The sequence below is a fragment of the Streptomyces sp. NPDC057694 genome (assembly GCF_042799415.1).
Lineage (GTDB): Bacteria > Actinomycetota > Actinomycetes > Streptomycetales > Streptomycetaceae > Streptomyces.
In genome coordinates, this window is sequence record NZ_JBHVIX010000018.1 from 1 (window position 1) to 21,903 (window position 21,903).

Sequence of the window (21,903 nt, forward strand, 5' to 3'; positions counted from 1 at the left end):
GGTGCGCACTTCGTGCGCGACCTCCATCGGGGGAGGCTGCGCGTAGCGCATGCCTCAGGGGCGCGGGGAACTGCGCGACCAGCCACGACGAGACCCGCACCCGGCATCGAGGCACCCGGCGCCGGGCATGACTCGGCCGCGGCGGCTCCCCCTCCGCGCCGCCGCGGCCGATCCCCGTCGGGAATGGAAGTCTGTTCAGACCGATTCGCCCGTGGCGTGGTAGTCGTCCGTGGTCGCGTCGCCCTCGCCGGTGGCGTGGTAGTCGGCGGGCTTCACGACGACGGGCTTCGCGGCGGTGGCCTTCGCCGCGACCGTGGTGGGCTCGGTCTCCTCGCCGGTGGCGTGGTAGTCGTTCGGCTTGACGGTGCCGGTCTCGTCGGCCATGACGGTCAACTCCTCTATGTGGGACGGTAGGGAGCGCACCCGCCCGGCAGTTCCCCCGAGGACTGCCGGACAGGCATCGCAAGGCCGTTCACCATAAAGGTGAGACCCAGGCGCCGATCCACCTGCCCCCCGTGGCGGTGGATCGGTAGTTCAGAGAGTGCCGGGTCGCGATAAACGAACGATGAACGCGCCCGGGGAGCGGGGCCGCTGGGTCAGCTCGCCGGTACGGCGCTGAGCAGTCGGCGCACGTCGTCGGCCTCCGCGCCCCCGCGCTCGTCGAAGATCGACAAGGCTTCGCGCCAGCATACGCGGGCCCGTCCGGACTGCCCGATGCCGTGGAGGCCGCTGCCCAGCGTGGTGAGCACGTTGGCGCGGCGCCAGTCGCCGCCGATGCCGTGGAGCACAGAGAGGGCCTGTTCGGCGTGGGCCGCGGCCTGCGCCGGATTGGCGTCGGCGAGGTGGACCTCGGCCAGCCGGTACAGGGTCATGCCGTGCCACAGCCGCTGCCGGGCGTCCTGGAAGACGCGCAGGGCCTCGGTGAGGGTCGCCAGGGCCTGCGTGATGTCCCCGGCCTGGGTCAGGGCGAGGCCCAGCGCGTACTTCGCGTTGGCCAGCCGCAGCGCTCTGCCCGAGGTGTCACCCTCGTAGATGGTCAGTCCCTCTCTGGCCAGGGCGACCGCCGACTGGTGGCGGCCCGTCGCGAGGTGGACCCGGGACAGGTTGCACAACACGCTTGCCTCGCCCGGCTTGTTGCCGTCCTTCTGGAAGGCGTGCAGGGCCCGCGTCAGATGCTCCTCCGCCTCCCGGTGGCGGCCGGTGTACAGGGCGATGATCGCGCGCTGGTTCGGGGCGTGGCTGCACACGATCGGGTCGTCGATGGGCGTGCCCACCAGCAGCGCGCGCTCGGCCTCGGCGTCGGACTCGTCGAACTGGCCGGAGACTTCGAGGATGTGGCTGAGGGTGACCCGCGCGCGCCCCTCGGCCCAGGCGTCGCCGGCGGCCTGCGCGGATTCGATCAGTGACGTGAGGGCCAGGACGCACTGGCGCGAGCTGATGCCCGATTCGCCGAGGTCGGCGGAGACGACGAGGAGGTCCGCGGCCCTGCGCAGCATGCCGGGCGAGGCGGCCTGCTGGGCCGTGGCCAGGATGCCGTTCGCCTCGGCGAACAGCCAGTCGAGGGCCTGCCCGCGGTCGCTGAACCGCAGCCCCGGGTAGGCCCCCAGTGCCAGGTGGTCGAGGACCCGCTCCCCGGGCCGCTCGATCGCGTAGACCCCTGCGGCGGTCGCCAGGTAGAAGTCCAGCAGCCGGGACATCGCCGACTCGTTGTTCCCCGAGCGGAGTTCGTCGCGCTCGGCGCACGCACGCGCGTAGAGCCGTACGAGGTCGTGGTAGCGGTAGCGGCCCGGGGCCGCCGACTCGATGAGGGACGTGTCGACGAGCGACTCCAGGATCTCCTCGGCCTCCTCGACGGCCAGGTCCAGGACCGCCGCGGCCGCCGCGAGGGAGATGTCCGGCCCGTCCGCGAGGCCCAGGAGGCGGAACGCGCGGGCCTGCGCGGGCTCCAACTGTCCGTAGCCCAGCTCGAAGGTCGCCTTCACCGCGAGGTCGCCCGCCTGGAGTTCGTCCAGGCGGCGGCGTTCGTCGGCCAGCTTCGCGGCGAGGACCGAGACCGTCCAGGTGCGGCGGGCCGCGAGGCGGGAGGCCGCGATGCGGATCGCCAGCGGCAGGAAGCCGCACGCCGCCACCACGTCCAGGGCGGCCTTGCGCTCGGCCGCGACCCGCTCCTCGCCGACGATGCGGGTGAACAGCAGGAGGGCCTCCTCCGGGGACATGACGTCCAGGTCCACCAGGTGGGCGCCGGCCAGGTCGACCATCCGGACCCGGCCCGTGACCAGCGCGGCGCAGCCCTCCGTGCCGGGGAGCAATGGCCTGACCTGTGCCGCGTCCCGCGCGTTGTCCAGGAGGACCAGGACGCGGCGGCCGTCGAGCGTCGAGCGGTACAGCGCCGCCCGCTCGTCCGGGGAGTCCGGGATCGCGGAGTCGGGGGTGCCGAGCGCCCGCAGGAACGAGCCGAGGACCGTCTCCGGCTCGGCGGCCCGGGGGCCCGCGCCCTGGAGGTCCACGTACAACTGGCCGTCGGGGAAGGAGGCGCGGGCCGCGTGGGCCACGTGCACCGCGAGCGTCGTCTTGCCCACGCCGCCGATGCCGGCCACCGCGGAGACCGCCATGACGCCGCCCGCGCCGGACTCAGAGGAGGCGGCGGACAGCGTCTCGCTCAGTTCGCGTACGAAGCTCGCGCGACCGGTGAAGTCGGGCACGGTCGCGGGCAGCTGGGCCGGGCGGACCGGGGCGGCCGCGGGCTCGGCGGCCGGCGCAGAGGGTTCGGCGAGGCCGGGGTCGGCCCGCAGGATGCGCTGCTGGAGTTCGGCGAGTCCGGGGCGCGGGTCCACGCCCAGCTCGTCGGCGAGGAGGCGGCGGGTGTCCGCGTACACGGCCAGGGCCTCCGCCTGGCGGCCCGAGCGGTACAGCGCCAGCATCAGCAGCTCGCGCAGCCGCTCGCGCAGCGGGTGGGCCGCGGTGAGGGCGGTCAGCTCCGAGACCGCCTCCGCGTGGCAGCCCTGCTCCAGGTCCATGTCGAGGCAGGCCTCAAGGAGTTGCAGGCGCCACTCCTCCAGGCGGGCGCGCTGGGTCTCCGCGTACGGGCCGGGGACGCCGGCGAGCGGTTCGCCGTCCCACAGGCCGAGGGCCTTGCGGGCGAGGGCCCGCGCCCGGCACAGGTCGCCGGACTGGCGGGCCTTCTCGGCGTCCGCCCACAGTTCTTCCGCCGCCGTCAGGTCCAGGGTGTCGCGCCGGGGCAGCCGGATCGCGTAGCCGCCGGACTCGCTGGCGAGCACGTCCGGGCCCAGGACCTTGCGCAGCCGGGACGCGTAGGTGCGCAGGGCGGCGAGGGCCTGCGAGGGGGACTCCTCGCCCCACAGCGCGTCGATCAGCTCGGCCGCGGTCGCGGTGCGGCCCTCGCGCAGCAGCAGGGCGGCCAGCAGGGCGCGCTGCTGCGGGGAGCCCGCGGCCAGCGGTTCGCTGCCGCGCCAGGCGTGGACCGGGCCGAGGACCTGGAAGCGCAGACCGGATGCGGGCGCGGTCGGCACGGTTTCCTCAGGCGTGCCGGACCGTCGCTGCTCCGGAACCCGCGGTCCACCGTCCATCGTCGCCGCCCCCTGCCGCCACACCAGCACCTGTTCGTCACGTACTCCGCGCCCGTGTTGCGGCGCCTCTGCCCACGCTGTCCAGACGGCGCGCCGTCGTCGGCGCGCTCCCCCCAAGGCAACTCCGTCAGTTTGCCTTGTTCATGGCAGATACGTCAGCCGCGGGAGACTGTCATCACAGACATCTCACGCGTACGACTCTCACCATCCGCACAAATCCGTCGGCGGTCGACTAGCTGACGGGTCGTCAGATCGGCGCTACCGTGAATCCATGGAGACCACGGAGACCGCAAACGCACAAAGTGCCCCGGAATCAGTCGACTTGCCGCTCATCATCTCCGTCGACGACCACACCGTCGAGCCGCCCACCGTGTGGTCCGACCGGCTGCCGAAGAAGTTCGCCGACGTCGGGCCGCGGATCGTCCGCGCGCCCCTGAAGGAAATGAGCTTTCTGGGCGGAAAGTTCGCGCCCGTCATGGGCCGGCCCGGTGACGACGGGCCCATCGGAGACTGGTGGGTGTACGAGGACCTCCACCGGCCCCTCACCCGGCTCGACACCGCCGTCGGCTACGACCGGGACGAGATCAAGCTGGAGGTCATCACCTACGAGCAGATGCGGCCGGGGTCGTTCGACGTCCCCGCCCGGCTGGCCGACATGGACGTCAACCACGTCCAGTCCGCGCTCTGCTTCCCCACGTTCCCGCGCTTTTGCGGGCAGACCTTCACCGAGGCCAAGGACCGGGAGCTGGGGCTGCTCGGGGTGCGCGCGTACAACGACTGGATGGTCGACGAGTGGTGCGGGCCGGCTGCCGCCGGGCGGCTGATACCGCTCACTCTCGTCCCGCTCTGGGATCCCGGGCTGGCCGCCGCCGAGGTGCGGCGCAACGCCGCGCGCGGGGTGCGCGCGGTGGCCTTCTCCGAGATTCCGCCGCATCTCGGGCTGCCGTCCATCCACGGCGACGAGTGGGATCCGTTCCTCGCCGCGTGCGACGAGACCGGGACCGTCATCGCCATGCACATCGGGTCCAGCAGCAAGATGCCGTCGACGTCGCCGGACGCGCCGCCCGCCGTCGGGTCCACCATCACCTTCGCCAACTGCTGCTTCTCGATGGTCGACTGGCTGATGAGCGGCAAGTTCGAACGCTTCCCGAACCTCAAGGTCATGTACGCCGAGGGGCAGATCGGGTGGATCCCGTACATCCTGGAGCGGGCCGATGTGGTCTGGGAGGAGAACCGGGGGTGGGGCGGGGTCGCCGACAAGGTGCGTAAGCCGCCGAGTGAGTACTTCGCCGAGCATGTGTTCGGGTGCTTCTTCGATGATGCGTTTGGGCTGCGCAATCTGGATGCCATCGGGGTGCCCAATGTTCTTTACGAGACCGACTATCCGCACTCCGACTCGACCTGGCCGAAGTCTCGGGAGGTGGGGGAGGCTCAGATGGGGCATCTGGCGCCGGATGTGGTGGAGCGCATCGTGCGGGGCAACGCCATCGATCTTCTCGGGCTGACGCCCGAGGGGCTCTGGGATCCTTCGGCGTCCTGACCTCCGGTCGGGGTGGGTCGCCTGTGGCGGGGCGGGGCTGTTTGCGCAGTTCCCCGCGCCCCTTGAGGGGTTGTTCTTCGGCTTGCGGCCGGTGGCCGCTTCTCGCGCAGTTCCCCGCGCCCCTGGAGATGCGCACTTCGTGCGCGACCTCCATCGGAGGCGCGCCACCTGCCCAAGGCGGAGGCGTGGCCCCTGCCTCAGGTGGAGGTGTGCCCCCTACCCCCTGGTGGAGGCGCGCGCCCCCTGCCCCGTGTGGAGGCGCGCGCCCCCTGCCCCGTGTGGAGGCGCGCGGAGCGCAGCCTCAGAGGGGAGGCTGCGCGCAGCGCATGCCTCAGGGGCGCGGGGAACTGCGCGACCAGCCCCCGCCGGGCCGCAGACGAACGACAACCCGATAAGGGGCGCGGGGAACTGCGCGACCAGCCCCCGCCGGGCCGCAGACGGACAACAACCCCTCAAGGGGCGCGGGGAACTGCGCGAGAAGCTCCGCCGGTCGTCGGGTGGATGGTGGCCCGGGGCTTGTCTGACGGGGTGTCAGGTATGAGGATGGGGGGCGTTGGTATGTGACGGACCGTCAGGTAAGGGGATCCGGGTATGGCGCGGCTCGCTTACGGGATTCAGCTCCCCATTCAGTCCCAGAGCACCATGTACGCAGAGAAGTGGGAGGACGGAGCCGGCGTCGACGACCTCGTGGAGATCGCACGGGCCGCCGACCGTGGCGGGTTCGACTACATCGCCGTCTGCGACCACGTCGGCATCCCGCGACGCCTCGCCGACGCCATGTCGACGACCTGGTACGACCCGGTGGCCACCCTCTCCTTCCTGGCCGGGGTGACGGAGCGGGCGAGGCTGCTCAGTCACGTCGCCGTCGTCGCGCTGCGGCATCCGCTGCTTTCCGCCAAGAGTTACGCGACCCTGGACCACCTCAGCGGCGGGCGCCTGATTCTCGGGGTCGGGGCCGGTCACGTACAGGAGGAGTTCGAGGCGCTCGGCGTCGACTTCGCCCGGCGCGGGGCGGTGCTCGACGAGACCGTCGACGCGCTCAAGGCGGCGCTCACGCAGGAGGAGTTCCCCTCCTATAAAGGGGAGTTGTTCCAGTTCGAGGGGCTCGGGCAGAAGCCCAGGCCCGCACAGGCGCACGTCCCCGTATGGGTCGGCGGTTCCTCGGCGCCCGCCATCAGGCGCGCCGCGCTCAAGGGCGACGGATGGCTGCCGCAGGGCGACCCGCGGGACCAGCTGGCCGAGAAGATCGGGACCATCAGGCGGCTGCGCGCCGAGGCCGGTATCGAGGCGCCGCTGACCATCGGCGCCATCGCCGAGCCGCTGTACGTGGGCGAGCCCTCCTGGCACGTCGGGCGGCGCACCCTCAGCGGCCCGCCGGACGAACTGGCCGAGTCGCTGCGCGCGTACGCGGCCATGGGGGTGCACCAGATCCAGGTGCGGTTCCGCAGTCGTGGACGTACCGAACTCGTCGATCAGATCGCGGCCTTCGCGGCCGATGTGGCACCCCAACTCAGCTGAGGAGCGTAGGGACATGGGCAAGCTCGACGGGCGCGTCGTTCTCATCACGGGTGCGGCGCGCGGGCAGGGCGAGAAGGAGGCGCGGCTGTTCGCCGCCGAGGGCGCGAAGGTCGTCGTCGCCGATGTGCTCGACGATCAGGGTGAGGCTGTCGCGAAGGACGTCGGCGGTCTGTACGTGCATCTGGATGTCAGCAGGGAAGAGGACTGGGGCGCCGCCGTGCGCGGCGCCAAGGACGCCTTCGGGAAGATCGACGGGCTGGTCAACAACGCGGGCATCCTGCGCTTCAACGAACTGACCAGCACCCCGCTGGAGGAGTTCCAGCAGATCGTGAACGTCAATCAGATCGGCGCCTTCCTCGGGATCAAGACCGTCGCCCCCGAGATCGCCGAGGCGGGCGGCGGGTCGATCGTGAACACGTCCTCGTTCACCGGGGTCACGGGCATGGCGCTGGTCGGCGCGTACGCCGCGAGCAAGCACGCGATCGTGGGCCTGACCCGCGTCGCGGCCCTGGAGCTGGCGGCGAAGAAGATACGGGTCAACGCCGTCTGCCCCGGCGCCATCGACACCGCGATGAGCAACCCCGCCCAGCTCGACCCGGGCGGCGACATCCAGGCCGGCACCGAGGCGCTCGACGAGCTGTACCGCAAGCTCGTGCCGCTCGGCCGGGTCGGCAGGCCGGAGGAGGTCGCGCGGCTCGCGCTGTTCCTCACCGCCGAGGAGGACTCCTCGTACATCACCGGGCAGCCGTTCGTCGTCGACGGCGGGTGGCTCGCCGGGGTCAGCATCCTCTAGCCCTGCTCGCCCCGACCCCGGTGTACCTGACGATGCGTCAGGTATTGACGGTCGCAGGTCGCAATGGAACAGTCATCCCATCCAATCTGACGGATCGTCAGAAACTGACGAGGACGGTGAACCTCCTTGGAATTCGGGCTCTTTGTACAGGGATACGTGGGCAAGCAGGCGCTGACCGACCCCACCGCCGAGCACCGCGCGCTCATGAACGAGACCGAGTACGTCATCCAGGCGGACAAGTCCGGCTTCAAGTACGCCTGGGCGTCCGAGCACCACTTCCTGGAGGAGTACTCGCACCTCTCGGCGAACGACGTGTTCCTCGGGTACCTGGCACACGCCACCGACCGGATCCACCTCGGCTCCGGCATCTTCAATCCGCTGGCCCAGGTGAACCATCCGGTGAAGGTCGCCGAGAAGGTCGCCATGATGGACCACCTCAGCGAGGGGCGGTTCGAGTTCGGCAGCGGGCGCGGGGCCGGCAGCCACGAGATTCTCGGGTTCATACCTGGTGTGACCGACATGAACTACACCAAGGAGATCTGGGAAGAGACCATCGCCGAGTTCCCGAAGATGTGGCTCCAGGACGAGTACGTCGGGTTCCAGGGCAAGCACTGGTCGCTGCCGCCGCGCAAGATCTTCCCCAAGCCGCACGGCTCGTCGCACCCCGCCATGTGGTACGCGGCCGGGTCCCCGCCCTCGTACGCCATGGCCGCCAGGAAGGGGCTGGGCGTGCTCGGGTTCTCCGTGCAGAAGGTCTCCGACATGGAGTGGGTCCTGGAGCAGTACAAGACCGCGATCACGGAGGCCGAGCCGATCGGTGCCTTCGTCAACGACAACGTCATGGTGACCTCGACCGCGATCTGTGCCGAGACCCATGACAAGGCCGTCGACATCGCGGTCGGGGGCGGGCTCAACTACCTTCAGTCGCTGGTCTTCCGGTACCACGACACCTTCCCGCGGCCCGAGGGGATTCCCGAGTGGCCGGAGGTTCTTCCCGAGTACAACCGGGAGATCATCGAGCTGCTCATCGCCGAGGAGCTGATGATCTGCGGGGATCCCGGGGAGGTGCTTCAGCAGTGCAAGCGGTGGGAGCAGGCCGGGGCCGATCAGTTGTCGTTCGGGTTGCCGATCGGGATCTCGCACGAGGACACGCTGAACTCGATCAAGCTCATCGGGGAGCATGTCATTCCGAAGATCGACACCGATCCGGTGCATCGGACGACCCGGTTCCGGTCGGCCGGGGTCTGACCTCTTGAGCTGCCCCGGCTTTCCTCCTCCCGGACAGGAGAGCCGGGGCCCTGTCGTAGTCACCGTCACGGGGCTCCGCCCCGGACCCCGCTCCTCAAACGCCGGAGGGGCTTGGTTTGGGGCTCCGCCCCATACCCCGCTCCTCAAACGCCGGAGGGGCTTGAGTTGCTGAGGAGCAGGCATGCTCGATCACCTGATCAAGGGCGCGACCGTCGTCGACGGGACCGGTGCCCCCGCCTACGTCGCCGATGTCGGCATCCGTGACGGGCGGATCGCCGTCATCGCCGAGGCCGGGGCCGTCGCCGAGGAGGCGCGGAGCAGTGAGGACGCCTCGGGGCTGGTGCTCGCGCCCGGGTTCGTCGATCCGCATACGCATTACGACGCGCAGTTGTTCTGGGACCCGTACGCGACGCCCTCGCTCAATCATGGCGTGACGACGGTCGCGGGCGGCAACTGCGGCTTCACGCTCGCGCCGCTGAACCCCGAGCGGCCGGACGACGCCGACTACACCCGGCGGATGATGTCCAAGGTCGAGGGGATGTCACTGGTCGCCCTGGAGGAAGGGGCGCCCTGGAGCTGGAACTCCTTCGGGGAGTACCTCGGCGCCCTCGACGGGCGGATCGCGGTCAACGCCGGGTTCATGGTGGGGCACTGCGCGCTGCGCCGGTACGTGATGGGGGCGGACGCCGTCGGCGGGCAGCCCAGTGAGCAGCAGATGGACGCCATGCTCGCGCTGTTCCACGACGCCATGGACGCCGGCGCGTGGGGTCTTTCCACCACCCAGTCCTCCACGCACTCGGACGGCGACGGCAAGCCGGTCGCCTCGCGGCACGCGCTGCCCGCCGAACTCATCGCGCTCAGCAAGGCGGTGGGGGAGCACGAGGGTACACAGATCGAGGCGATCGTCGCCGGGTGCCTCGATCAGTTCAGCGACGACGAGATCGACTTGTTCGTGGAGATGAGCGCCGCCGCCGGGCGCCCGCTCAACTGGAACGTGCTGACCATCGACGCCGCCGTCCCCGAACGCGTACCGCGCCAGCTCGCGGCGAGTGAGCGGGCCCGCAAGTCGGGCGGCCGGATCATCGCCCTGACCATGCCGATCCTGACCCCGATGAACATGTCGCTCGGCACGTTCTGCGCGCTCAACCTCATCCCCGGGTGGGGCGATGTGCTGGGGCTGCCCGTCGACGAGCGGATCGCGAAGCTCCGCGACCCGGACGTGCGCGCCGAGATGCTGCGCCGCGCCGGCAGCAAGGAGGCCGGCGTCTTCCGGCGGCTCACCGACTTCGGGCGCTACGTCATCGGGGACACGTACTCGGAGACCAACGAGGGGCTCACCGGACGGGTCGTCAAGGACATCGCCGCCGAGCGGGGGCAGGAGCCCTTCGAGTGTCTCGTCGAGATCTGCGCCAACGACCGGCTGCGGACGGTGCTCTGGCCGATGCCGACCGACAACGACCCCGACTCGTGGGCGCTGCGCGCCGAGGCCTGGGGGCACGAGGACGTCATGCTGGGCGGCTCCGACGCCGGGGCGCACCTGGACCGGATGTGCGGGGCGCCGTACACGACCCGGTTCATCGGGGACTGTCTGCGCGGGCGCAGGCTGGTCGGCCTGGAGCAGGCCGTGAAGATGCTGACCTCCGACCCGGCCGAGCTGTTCGGGCTCCGCGAGCGCGGGACCGTGCAGGAGGGGTTCCACGCCGATCTGGTGCTCTTCGATCCGGAGGCCATCGACGCGGGCAAGGCGACGCTGGTGCACGACCTGCCCGGCGACAGCCCGCGCCTGGACTCCAAGGCGATCGGCATCACGGCCGTGTGGGTCAACGGGGTCGAGGCCATCCGCCATGACGTCGTCAGCGGCGCCGTGCCCGGGAAGGTGCTCCGCTCGGGGCAGGACACGCGGACGGTGAGCACCAAGTGAGCGCTGTGGACGGCAGGTTGTTCATCGGCGGCGAGTGGGTCGAGCCCGCGGGCGGCACCTACGACGTGGTCGACCCGGCGAGCGAGCGGGTCGTGGGCGCCGCCCCCGAGGCCTCGCGGCAGCAGGTGCACGACGCCGCGCGCGCCGCCCGGGACGCCTTCGGAGCCTGGTCGCGGACGACGCCCCGGGAGCGGGCCGCGATCCTCGACCGGGCCGCCGACCTCATGCAGCGCGACTTCGCGGCCAACGCCGAGCTGGCGCAGGCCGAGAGCGGCGCCACCACCGGCACCGCCCGCGGGATGCAGGTCGGCGTCGGCATCACCCGCTTCCGGCGGTACGCGCAGGGCGCCCTCGAACCCGTGGAGGAAGGGCTGGCGCCGCAGATCAACGAGGCCGGGCCCATGGGCAAGGCAGGGGTGATGGGCGCGCTCGCCGTGCGCCAGCCCGTCGGCGTCGTCACCTGCATCACCTCGTACAACAACCCGTGGGCCAACCCGGCGGGCAAGGTCGCGCCCGCGCTCGCCATGGGCAACACCGTCGTCGTGAAGCCGGCCCCGCAGGACCCGCTCTCCGTGTACCGGATGGCGGCCGCCCTCGACGAGGCCGGGGCGCCGCCGGGTGTCGTGAACGTGGTGAGCGGTGCCTCGGTGGACGTGGGGGAGGCGGCCGTCGACTCCGACGACGTGGACATGGTGAGCTTCACCGGGTCCACCGCCGTCGGGCAGCGCATCGGCGAGGTGTGCGGGCGGACCATGAAACGGCAGCTGATGGAGCTGGGCGGGAAGGGCGCCGCGGTCGTCTTCGGCGACGCCGACCTCGACTCGGCCGTCGCCGGGATCGGCACGACATACGCCTTCTACAGCGGGCAGATCTGTACGGCGCCGACCCGGGCGCTCGTGCACCGCTCGGTGTACGACGCGTTCGTCGACAAGCTCACCGCGTACAGCGCCTTCATGAAGGTCGGCGACCCGAGGGAGCGCGGCACGGTCGTCGGGCCGGTCATCTCGGCGGCCCACCGCGAGCGCGTCGAGTCGTACGTGGAGCTGGGGCGCAAGGAGGGGGCGACGGTGGTCGCGGGCGGGGAGCGGCCCGCCGGGCCCGGCACGGACACGGGCTTCTACGTCGCGCCGACGCTGCTCGCCGGGTGCACCAACGACATGCGGGTGGTGCGCGAGGAGATCTTCGGCCCGGTCGTCACGGTCGTCCCCTTCGACGGGGAGGGGCCGGGCGACGAGGACGAGGCGGTGGCGCTGGCCAACGACTCCGAGTACGGGCTCATCGACTACGTGTGGTCCGGCGACGTCGCCCGCGCCTTCCGGGTCGCGCGGCGGCTGCGGGCCGGCGGGGTCGGGGTGAACACGGTCGGGCGGAACATGGAGGCGCCGTTCGGCGGGTTCAAGAAGAGCGGGGTGGGGCGGGACGTCGGCTCGTACGCGCTGCACGCCTACAGCGAGCTGCAGTCGATCGTGTGGCCCGGGTGACGTGACGGGGTGACGTGACGGGGTGACGTGACGGGGGTTACGTGACCCAACCGTCACGGGAAAATTTTGAACGGGGCATATCGGACCCGGCTGCGATTCCCGAATATCGGACGCCGGGCCGATCGCCTTGCAAAGTGCGGCTAGGGTGAGAGGGTGGCTCACTAAGTCTTAAGTGGTTGCCCGAATTGCCCATGGATCATTAAGAGTCCATGTCGTGACGAATCCCGCCAGATGTGGAAACCGCAGGATTTAACGTCCTGTTCATGACTCAGCTGGACGTGCGGCCCCAGGAGGGCACAGGGAAGAGCGAGGGCAAGGGCCTCGGCGGGAACTCCGTCGGGCTGCTCGGCAGCGCCGTCATCGGCGTCTCCACGGTGGCGCCCGTCTACTGCCTCACCTCGACCCTCGGCTCGACGGCCGGTGAGGTCGGGCTACAGATGCCGGCGGTGTTCCTGGCCGGGTTCCTGCCGATGCTGCTCGTCGCGTTCGCGTACCGCGAGCTGAACAAGGTGATGCCGGACTGCGGTACGTCCTTCACCTGGACCGTCAAGGCGTTCGGGCCGCGCGTGGGCTGGATGTGCGGCTGGGGTCTCGTCATCGCGACGATCATCGTGCTGTCGAATCTCGCCGGGGTCGCGACCTCGTACTTCTGGCTGCTCGCCGGGGAGATCACCAACAGCTCGGCGGTGGCGGATCTCGACGGCAACAAGGCCGTGCACATCCTCACGTGCCTGGCGCTGATCGCGGCGGCCACGGCGATCAGCTATCGCGGCATGACCGCCACGAAGGGCGTGCAGTACACGCTGGTCGGCCTGCAACTGGTCGTGCTCGCCGTCTTCGTCGTGATGGCGGTGACGAAGGCGGGCTCGGCGGACTTCCCGACCTCGGTGCCGTTCTCCTGGTCGTGGCTGAACCCGTTCTCGGTGCAGTCCTTCGGCGCGTTCACCGCCGGGCTCTCCCTGTCGATCTTCATGTACTGGGGCTGGGACACCTGCCTGACCGCCAACGAGGAGACGATCGGCTCCGAGAGGACGCCGGGGCGCGCCGCGCTCATCGCGATGGTCGTCCTCGTCGGCTCCTACCTGGCCACGGGCGTCGCCGCCCAGATGATCGTCGGCTCCGGAGACAAGGGCCTCGGCCTCGCCAACCCGGAGACCTCCGACAACGTCTTCGCCGCGCTGGCGGGACCGGTGATGGGCCCCACCCTCGGCATCCTGCTCTTCCTCGCGGTCCTCGCCTCGGCGGCGGCCAGCCTGCAGACCACCTTCATCCCGGTCGCCCGCACGGTCCTCGCCATGTCGACGTACGAGGCGCTCCCGGCCTCGTACGCCCGCGTCCACCCGCGCTTCAAGACGCCGGGCCGGGCGACGGTCACCGCGGGCGCGGCCACGGCCGTCTTCTACACGGTCATGACGCTGGTCTCCGAGCACGTCCTGGTCGACACGATCTACGCGCTCGGCCTCATGATCTGCTTCTACTACGCCCTGACGGCGTTCGCCTGCGCCTGGTACTTCAAGGCGGAGCTGCGCTCCTCACTGCGCGACTTCACCTTCAAGGGCCTCTTCCCGGCCCTGGGCGGCCTCCTGCTGTCGGCGGTCTTCGTGAAGACCCTGGTGGACATGTGGAACCCGGAGTACGGCAGCGGCTCCTCGGTCCTCGGCGTGGGCTCGGTCTTCGTGATCGGCGTCGGCCTGCTGCTCATCGGCGTCGTGATCATGCTGGTCATGGGCCGCCGCAGCCCGGCCTTCTTCCGCGGCGAGGTGCTGAACCGGGAGACCGAGGTGCTGGTGGTGGGGGAGTAGGGCCGCTCCCCGGCCGCTCCCCGAACCGGCTCCCGCCCCTCACGCCCCCAAGAAGATCGGGTTCGTGAACGCCGTCAGGGCGCCGGGCAGGCCCGGGACCGTCGTGGGGTGGCGGACCTCGGCGCGTACGTACGCCGCGTAGGACGGCGTCGTCCGCCAGCTCGCGCTGCCTGTGCCGGAGTCGGGCAGTGGAGCCGACGTGAACAGGGTGCCTTCGTCCGTGACGATGTGCAGGGTGCAGCCGGGGGCGCCGCTCACCTTCAGGTCCACCGTCACCGGGGTGTCGGCGGCGACCGTGAGGCGTTCGCCGAGGCCGGCCACCCGGCCCCGGCCGCCGCTCGCCGTGAAGGCGACCTCGACGTCCTTGGTCTCGGCGACGTAGGCGTGGCCCGCTCTGATGCCCGCCTGGATCGCGTCCCGCGTGAGGTCGTCGGCGAGGACCACCGTCTGGGGGCCGCCGACCCGGTCCGGGTCGCGGTGGGCGTCGCTGTTGCCCATCGCGGGCAGCCAGGAGCCGCCGCGGCCACGTGAACGGGCGTAGGAGACAAGGGTGTTGTCCCAGTCGGCCAGGGAGATCTCGTCGTCCGCCGTGTACGGGCCGTTCCACACCTCCACCGCGTCCGCCTCGCCGAAGCCGAACTTCCAGCCGCAGCCGATGCAGGTCGCGTGCGGATGCGCCGGGACGACCAGGCCGCCCGCCCGCCGGATCCGGTCCGCGTACTTGGCCCAGCGGTTGTCCCGGGCCCGGTAGCGCCAGTCGATGAACGTGCCGGGGTCGGTGCCGAGGGCGACGACATGGCCGTTGCGGGTCGTGATCTCCTCGCCGATCATCACCAGCAGGTCGTCGCCCGCCACGTCCGCCCAATGGGCGTGGGAGGAGTGGGTGTTGTGGTCGGAGGTGTTGATGAAGTCCAGGCCCGCCGCCCGCGCGAGGGCGCCGATCTCGGCGGGGGTCCGCTTGCCGTCCGAGTACCAGGAGTGCAGGTGGCAGTCGCCGCGGTACCAGGCCCGGCCGCGCCCGCGCGCCCGCTCGGGCGGATAGGACGGCGCGGGCGTCTCGCCGGGCTCGCCGTGCGTGAGCGTCACCGTGACCGAGTAGGGCAGGCCGTCCGGCGCCACCGTGTACGGGCCGAGCGCGATGTGCCAGGTCCCGGCGCGCACCGGCCCCGGGATGTAGCCGGGCGTCGCGTCGTCGGCCCGCACGAAGAACTCGGTGCGGGCCCCGCCCGACCAGCCCCGGAAGCCCTCGCCGCCGAGCGCCGTGCCGCGCTCGTCGAAGATGCCGATGTCCAGCGCGTTGTTCTGCGTGCCGGCCGGCACGGTGGCCTTCGTGTACGTGTACGCGACCTTGATCTCCCGTACCCCGCGCGGCACCTCCACCGGCAGGTACACGAAGTCGGGGGCGCCCGGCGGCAGCGTGCCGGTGAGCGTCCGGGTCGACCGGGAGCCCTCGGCGGCGTCGGCGAAGCTCATGGTGCCGAGCGTAAGCGCGGTGGCCGCCCCGGTCGCCAGCAGCGCCCGCCTGCCGAGGTCTCTGCCGTCTCCGTGATCGGCGTCGGTGCACATGTCGCGGCTCCCCAGAGTGTCGGATGTGGCGCGGGCAACTCTGGTATTGAGCCGTTAACCGCTCTCCAATGGAAGGGGAGCGGCGGATTACGACCTGGAGCGTTTGCGGAACAGGCCGAAGACCAGCAGGGCGACGAGCACGAGCAGAATGATCAGGATCAGGGCGATCTTTCCGAACGATCCGCCGTGCCGCGATTTGTGTTTCCGCTTGGACTTGCCGATCCGCGTCACCGACTTGGCCACGGTGACCTTGTGCGGCGCCGATGCCGACGACTTGTGCCCCGCCGCCGTCGCGGCCGCCGACACCGTCGTGCTCCCGGTGTGCGCGGACGCCGTCGCCGGAACCGCTCCGAACAGCAGCGCTCCGAGCAATACCAGCACCGCCGCCGGACGTGAACGTACAGACATCGAAAACCCCCGTGAGGAATGGCCCGGAAACAACTCCGAGCCGCGATTCGCAAAAGGCCGGTAAAGAGCTTGTGGCGAATGCGATCAGGGGAGCGTAGCCCTGCCCATGGACTCCTGGAACCCCCGCCGGTAGGAAAGCCGCATGCGGATCTCGACCACGATCTTCCTGACCGACGAGACCATCACGCCCGTGCGCCTCGCCGCCGAACTCCAGCAGCGCGGCTTCGCCGGGCTCTATCTCCCCGAGCACACCCACATCCCCGTGGAGCGCACCAGCCCGTACCCCAACGGCGGTGACCTGCCCCGCGAGTACACCCGCACCCTCGACCCGTACGTCGCGCTCGCCCAGGCCGCCGCCGTCACCGACCACCTCACGCTCGGCACCGGCGTCACCCTCCCCATGGAGCACGACCCGATCGCCCTGGCCAAACAGATCGCCACCCTCGACCACCTCTCCGGCGGCCGCTTCACACTTGGCGTCGGCTTCGGCTGGAACCGCGAGGAGGCCGCCGACCACGGCGTCACCGAGTGGCGCACGCGCCGCGATCTCGTCCGCGAGCGGATGGGTGTCATGCGGGCGCTGTGGGCGGCCGAACCCACGTCGTACCAGGGTGAGTTCGGCCCCGGAGTGCGCGCCAGCCACGCCTTCCCCAAGCCGGTGCGCGGCGGCGCGCCCCGCATCCTCGTCGGCGGCGCCGCTGGGCCGAAGCTGTTCGCGCACATCTGCGCCTACGCCGACGGCTGGATGCCCATCGGCGGCGCCGGGCTGAGCCGGACGGTGCCCGAGCTGAGGGAGCGCTGGCAGGAGGCGGGCCGGGACCCCGGCGCGCTGGAGATCGTGCCGTACGCGGTGCTGCCGACGCCCGGCAAGCTCGCGCACTACGCCGAGCAGGACATCGAGGAGGTGGTGCTGCAACTGCCGCCGGGGGATACGGGGACTGTGCTGAAGTCTCTCGACGAGTACGCGCAGTATTTGTGAACGCCCGGAAGAGGGTTGTTCTCCTGGAGCGCGGCCGCGGGTCTCGTCGTGGCTGGTCGCGCCGTTCCTCGCGCCCCTGAGATGCGCACTTCGTGCGTCATCTCCTCAACCGCCATGCGCTCTCGTAGGCCGGAGGCCCCCGCTCGTATGCTCAATTCATGAGTGATCAGGACGCCGTACCCCAGACGCAGCAGACTGACCGTCCCACGGCCAACGCGATGCGCCGCGCGCTGAAACGGGCCAGGGACGGCGTCGCGCTCGACGTCACGGAGGCCGCCGTGCTGCTCCAGGCGCGCGGCGCCGACCTCGACGACCTCACCGCGTCGGCCGCCCGGGTGCGCGACGCGGGCCTGGAAGCGGCCGGGCGGCCCGGCGTCATCACGTACTCCAAGAGCGTCTTCATCCCGCTGACCCGGCTGTGCCGCGACAAGTGCCACTACTGCACGTTCGTGACCGTCCCCGGCAAGCTGCGCCGCGAGGGCCACGGGATGTTCATGTCGCAGGACGAGGTCCTCGACATCGCGCGCAAGGGCGCCGAACTCGGCTGCAAGGAAGCCCTGATCACCCTCGGCGACAAGCCGGAGGACCGCTGGCCCGAGGCCCGCGAGTGGCTGGACGCGCACGGCTACGACGACACCATCGCGTACGTCCGGGCCATATCGATCCGCATCCTGGAGGAGACGGGCCTGCTCCCGCACCTCAACCCGGGAGTGCTGTCCTGGACCGACTTCCAGCGGCTCAAGCCCGTTGCGCCGAGCATGGGCATGATGCTGGAGACGACGGCGACCCGGCTGTGGTCGGAGCCTGGGATGCCGCACTACGGCTCCCCGGACAAGGAACCGGCCGTGCGGCTGCGGGTGCTTGAGGACGCGGGCCGCTCCTCCGTCCCCTTCACCAGCGGGCTGCTGATCGGCATCGGCGAGACCTACGAGGAGCGGGCGGAATCCCTCTTCGCGCTGCGCCGCGTCGCCCGCTCGTACCACGGCGTCCAGGAACTCATCATCCAGAACTTCCGCGCCAAGCCGGACACGGCGATGCGCGGCATGCCCGACGCCGAACTCGACGACCTGGTCGCCACGGTGGCCGTCGCCCGGCACATCATGGGCCCGTCGGGCAATCTCCAGGCCCCGCCGAACCTCGTAGACGGCGAGTACACGCGCCTCATCGGCGCCGGCATCGACGACTGGGGCGGGGTCTCCCCGGTCACCATCGACCACGTCAACCCCGAGAAGCCGTGGCCGAAGCTGGAGGAGCTGGCCGAGCAGTCCGCGACCGCCGGCTTCGAGCTGCGCGAACGGCTCTGCGTGTACCCGGAGTTCGTGACCCGCGGCGAGCCGTGGCTCGACCCGCGCCTGCTCCCGCACGTCCGCGCCCTCGCCGACCCGGAGACGGGTCTGGCCGTCCCGGACGCGCCGGTGGTCGGCCGCCCCTGGCAGGAGCCCGACGAGGGCTACGTGGCCGCGTCCGGCCGCACCGACCTGCACCGCACCATCGACACCGACGGCCGCACGTCCGACCGCCGCGACGACTTCGACGAGGTGTACGGCGACTGGGAGGCGCTGCGCGAGCAGGCGGCGCCGGGCATGGTGCCGTCCCGCATCGACGGCGACGTGCGCGAGGCCCTCGCGGTGGCCGCCGACGACCCCACCCGGCTCACCGACGACCAGGCCCTCGCCCTGCTCCACGCGGACGGCCCGGCGCTCGACGCCCTCTGCGGAATCGCCGACGACATCCGTAAAACAGTCAACGGCGACGACGTCACGTACATCGTCACGCGGAACATCAACTTCACGAACGTCTGCTACACCGGCTGCCGCTTCTGCGCCTTCGCGCAGCGCCGCACGGACGCCGACGCGTACACCTTGTCCCTGGACCAGGTCGCGGACCGCGCCCAACAGGCCTGGGAGGTCGGCGCGGTCGAGGTCTGCATGCAGGGCGGCATCCACCCGGACCTGCCCGGCACGGCCTACTTCGACATCGCGAAGGCCGTGAAGGAACGCGTGCCCGGCATGCACGTCCACGCCTTCTCCCCGATGGAGGTCGTGAACGGCGCGACCCGCACCGGGATGTCGATCCGCGAGTGGCTGACCGCCGCCAGGGAAGCGGGCCTGGACTCGATCCCCGGCACGGCCGCCGAGATCCTCGACGACGAGGTCCGCTGGATCCTCACCAAGGGCAAACTGCCCACGGCCACCTGGATCGAGGTCATCAAGACCGCCCACGAGCTGGGCATCCGGTCCTCCTCCACGATGATGTACGGACACGTGGACCAGCCCCGCCACTGGCTCGGGCACCTGCGCACGCTCGCCGGAATCCAGCAGGAGACCGGTGGTTTCACGGAGTTCGTGACGCTGCCGTTCATCCACACCAACGCGCCGGTGTACCTGGCGGGTATCGCCCGCCCCGGCCCGACCACCCGCGACAACCGGGCGGTCACCGCGATGGCCCGGATCCTCCTCCACCCCCACATCCCCAACATCCAGACCAGCTGGGTGAAGCTCGGCACCGAGGGCGCCGCCGAGATGCTCCGCTCCGGCGCCAACGACCTCGGCGGCACGCTGATGGAGGAGACCATCTCGCGGATGGCGGGCTCGTCGTACGGCTCGTACAAGTCCGTCAAGGACCTGATCGCGGTCGCCGACGCGGCGGACCGCCCGGCGAAGCCGCGCACGACGCTGTACGGAGCCGTCCCGGAGGAGCGGGTACGGGCCGCGGCCGCGTCGGACGGGCATCTGCCGGAGCTGCTGCCGGTGCTGGAGGACTGAGGGCGGCCGGGACCCGGGGCGCCCGAGCCCGGGTCCCGGCCCTCTTTAATGACTCACTCGTGTCAGTGCCTGCTGTTAGCCTCCTGCGACCCGTGATCAGAACGGGACGACAGGGGAGGGGCCAACATGCCACGCAGTAAAAGGACTTGGAGCAGACTCAGACGGGCGGCCGTCGTGGGCTCGGCGACACTGACGGTCGTCGCGGCGCCGTCGGCGGCCCTGGCGGCCGACAACCTGCCGCCGTTGAAGCCGCTCGTGCAGGACTTGGGGACCGGCGGCAAGGCGTGCGGCACGGGGGCGGAGCGGCCGTACGTCTCGGAGGCGCCGCGGCTGACCGCCGTGCTCTACGACCCCGAGAGCGACGACGGGCCCGTCGAGGGCAACCTCGTACAGGGCGATTTCGAGGCCTGGTGGACGGGTGCGGACGGCGCCGAGCAGCGCAGGACCTACACCTCGTACACGTCGGATTCCGGCAGGGAGCAGTCCTGGCGGATGCCCGACGACGTGCCGCCGGGCACCGTCGTGTCCTGGCGGGTCCGCGCGAACGACGGCGAGGCCGTCTCGGCGTGGAGCTCAGAGGACGGCGGATCCGTCTGCGAGTTCGTCATCGACGACGAGAACCCGGAGGAGCCGGTCGTGTCCTCGGCCGAATTCCCGGAGGATTCGTGGACCTCGCCCGTCGGGGAGTACGGCACCTTCACGGTGGACTCCCCGTCGGACGACGTCGTCAAGTACCGCTACTCGTACATAGGCGGCGGCTATAAGACGGTGTCGCCGAAGGAGCCTGGCGGGCCCGCCGCCATCCGGTTCCTGCCGGTGGACATCGGCCCCGAGACGCTGAGCGTTCAGGCGATCGACCACTCGGGCCGCATCAGCGGCACCGTGAACTACAGGTTCTATGTCACGGACGGCCGCGCGCCCGCCGCCCGCTGGAACCTCGCCGATCCCGCCGGCTCGAAGTCGGCCGCCGCCGAGTCGGGTCCCGCCGCGGAGGCCGGCACCGGCGTGACCTTCGGCGCCGCGGCGCCGGGCGGTACCGACCTGAAGTCCACGGCGAGCCTGGACGGCACGGGTCACGGATTCCTGTCCCCGGGCACGGCTGCGACCGACACCCGGCGGACGTTCGCGGTGGGCGGCTGGGTCCGCCCGGCCGCCACGGACGCGGTGCGGACCGTGGCGAGCCAGGACGCCGACGGCGCTCCCGGCTTCACCCTCGGCCTGCGGCCGGGCAGCGACGCGGCGCCCGTGTGGTCCTTCAAGATCGGCGGCGCGCAGGTGTCCGGGGGGACGCCCGAGACCGGCGAGTGGGCCCACGTCCTCGGCCTCTACGACGCCGAGACGGGCCTCGCCACGCTGTACGTGAACGGCCACGACGTCGGTACGCCCCAGAAGGCGACCCCGGCCGAGGCCGCGGGCGCCTTCCAGATCGGGCGGGCGCGTGGCGCGGCCGGATACCGCGACCGTTGGCACGGTGAAGTGGGTGACGTACGGGTCTACGACCGTGTGGTCGTCCCCGAAGAAGCCACTGAACTGGGCGCCCGCACCCCGGAATTGAAGGGGCACTGGTCGCTGGAGAACGCGGACGGCGGCGTGAGCCCCGAACTGCACGGCGGCGCGCCGCTGAAGCTGTCCGACGGTGCGACGATCCGCCGCAACGTCGACGACGGCTGTGCGCTGGACCCGGACTGCACTCCGGCGACCGACTACGCGCTCGTGGGCGACGGCGACCTGACGCTGGACGGCACGACCGGCCACGCGGCCACGGACGAGCCCGTCGTGGACACGGGCGACAGCTTCACCATCGGCGTCGTGGTCCGCCTCGCGGACACCGAGCCCGAGCACCCGATGACGGTGCTGTCCCAGGGCGGCGAGCACGCGGACGCGTTCAAGGTGCGGTACGACCCCGCGAGCCACCAGTGGCAGCTGGTGGTGACCGGCTCCGACGAGTCCGGGGCGAAGGAGACCGTCGTCGGCCGGCAGGAGTCCGCCGACGGCGGGCAGGGCGCGGGCCACCGGCTGGCCGTCGTGTACGACGACGCGACCGACCAGATCAAGCTCTACGTCAACGGCTACACGAGCGCCGATGCGACCGCGACGTTCCACGGCGCCTGGCACAGCGACGGCGGTCTTCAGGTGGGCCGCGGGCAGGTCGACGGCGCGTGGGGCGAGTACCTGCGCGGCTCGGTCGACGAGGTGCACGCCTTCTCCGGCGCGCTGGACGGCTCCGACATCCTCGGTCTCGGCTCCGGCAACGAACCCTGCATCTGCTGAGGACATGACCTGCTGAGGACGGGC

General features: G+C 71.1%; 14 protein-coding genes. 10 read left to right on the forward strand and 4 right to left on the reverse strand.

Annotated elements, in window-relative coordinates:
- Positions 1-195: 195 nt before the first annotated feature.
- Positions 196-384 carry a hypothetical protein gene (locus ACFVDP_RS30525; protein WP_383496674.1) on the reverse strand — a complete coding sequence of 63 codons (189 nt, stop codon included), beginning with the start codon at positions 382-384 and terminating at the stop codon, positions 196-198.
- Positions 385-596: 212 nt separating this feature from the next.
- On the reverse strand, positions 597-3,587 hold the full coding sequence (locus tag ACFVDP_RS30530; RefSeq protein WP_383496677.1) for a BTAD domain-containing putative transcriptional regulator: 2,991 nt from the start codon (positions 3,585-3,587) through the stop codon (positions 597-599).
- A gap of 271 nt (positions 3,588-3,858) precedes the next feature.
- Here ACFVDP_RS30530 and ACFVDP_RS30535 point away from each other — a divergent pair, with 271 nt between their 5' ends.
- The 7 genes from ACFVDP_RS30535 to ACFVDP_RS30565 all read left to right on the forward strand — a co-directional run bounded on the left by ACFVDP_RS30535 (position 3,859) and on the right by ACFVDP_RS30565 (position 13,890).
- Positions 3,859-5,127: an amidohydrolase family protein gene (locus tag ACFVDP_RS30535; RefSeq protein WP_383496680.1), complete on the forward strand. Its 1,269-nt coding sequence runs from the start codon at positions 3,859-3,861 to the stop codon at positions 5,125-5,127.
- A gap of 591 nt (positions 5,128-5,718) precedes the next feature.
- A complete protein-coding gene (locus ACFVDP_RS30540; protein WP_383496683.1) occupies positions 5,719-6,645 on the forward strand; it encodes an LLM class F420-dependent oxidoreductase in 927 nt (308 codons plus the stop codon).
- A gap of 13 nt (positions 6,646-6,658) precedes the next feature.
- Complete coding sequence (locus ACFVDP_RS30545) at positions 6,659-7,438, forward strand: SDR family NAD(P)-dependent oxidoreductase (protein WP_383496686.1); 780 nt, start codon at positions 6,659-6,661, stop codon at positions 7,436-7,438.
- Between the two features lie 126 nt (positions 7,439-7,564).
- Positions 7,565-8,686: an LLM class flavin-dependent oxidoreductase gene (locus tag ACFVDP_RS30550; RefSeq protein ID WP_383496688.1), complete on the forward strand. Its 1,122-nt coding sequence runs from the start codon at positions 7,565-7,567 to the stop codon at positions 8,684-8,686.
- Positions 8,687-8,867: 181 nt separating this feature from the next.
- Positions 8,868-10,607: an amidohydrolase family protein gene (locus ACFVDP_RS30555; RefSeq protein WP_383496691.1), complete on the forward strand. Its 1,740-nt coding sequence runs from the start codon at positions 8,868-8,870 to the stop codon at positions 10,605-10,607.
- Positions 10,604-12,088, forward strand: a complete 1,485-nt coding sequence (locus ACFVDP_RS30560; RefSeq protein WP_383496694.1) for an aldehyde dehydrogenase family protein — start codon at positions 10,604-10,606, stop codon at positions 12,086-12,088. Before ACFVDP_RS30555 ends, ACFVDP_RS30560 begins: the two co-directional genes overlap by 4 nt.
- Before the next feature lie 263 nt (positions 12,089-12,351).
- Positions 12,352-13,890, forward strand: a complete 1,539-nt coding sequence (locus ACFVDP_RS30565; RefSeq protein WP_383496697.1) for an APC family permease — start codon at positions 12,352-12,354, stop codon at positions 13,888-13,890.
- A gap of 39 nt (positions 13,891-13,929) precedes the next feature.
- On the opposite strand, the gene ACFVDP_RS30570 is transcribed toward ACFVDP_RS30565, so the two are convergent.
- Both ACFVDP_RS30570 and ACFVDP_RS30575 read right to left on the reverse strand, forming a co-directional pair.
- On the reverse strand, positions 13,930-15,456 hold the full coding sequence (locus ACFVDP_RS30570; RefSeq protein ID WP_383496700.1) for a CehA/McbA family metallohydrolase: 1,527 nt from the start codon (positions 15,454-15,456) through the stop codon (positions 13,930-13,932).
- Positions 15,457-15,543: 87 nt separating this feature from the next.
- On the reverse strand, positions 15,544-15,864 hold the full coding sequence (locus tag ACFVDP_RS30575) for a hypothetical protein (protein ID WP_383496703.1): 321 nt from the start codon (positions 15,862-15,864) through the stop codon (positions 15,544-15,546).
- Between the two features lie 142 nt (positions 15,865-16,006).
- On the opposite strand from ACFVDP_RS30575, the gene ACFVDP_RS30580 reads away from it, so the two are divergent.
- The 3 genes from ACFVDP_RS30580 (at position 16,007) to ACFVDP_RS30590 (ending at position 21,879) form a co-directional block, all read left to right on the forward strand.
- Positions 16,007-16,843, forward strand: coding sequence for an LLM class F420-dependent oxidoreductase (locus tag ACFVDP_RS30580; protein WP_383496705.1), 837 nt, complete (start codon positions 16,007-16,009; stop codon positions 16,841-16,843).
- Between the two features lie 158 nt (positions 16,844-17,001).
- Complete coding sequence (locus ACFVDP_RS30585; protein WP_383496708.1) at positions 17,002-19,608, forward strand: bifunctional FO biosynthesis protein CofGH; 2,607 nt, start codon at positions 17,002-17,004, stop codon at positions 19,606-19,608.
- Positions 19,609-19,734: 126 nt separating this feature from the next.
- Positions 19,735-21,879 carry a LamG-like jellyroll fold domain-containing protein gene (locus ACFVDP_RS30590; RefSeq protein WP_383496711.1) on the forward strand — a complete coding sequence of 715 codons (2,145 nt, stop codon included), beginning with the start codon at positions 19,735-19,737 and terminating at the stop codon, positions 21,877-21,879.
- Positions 21,880-21,903: the final 24 nt, after the last annotated feature.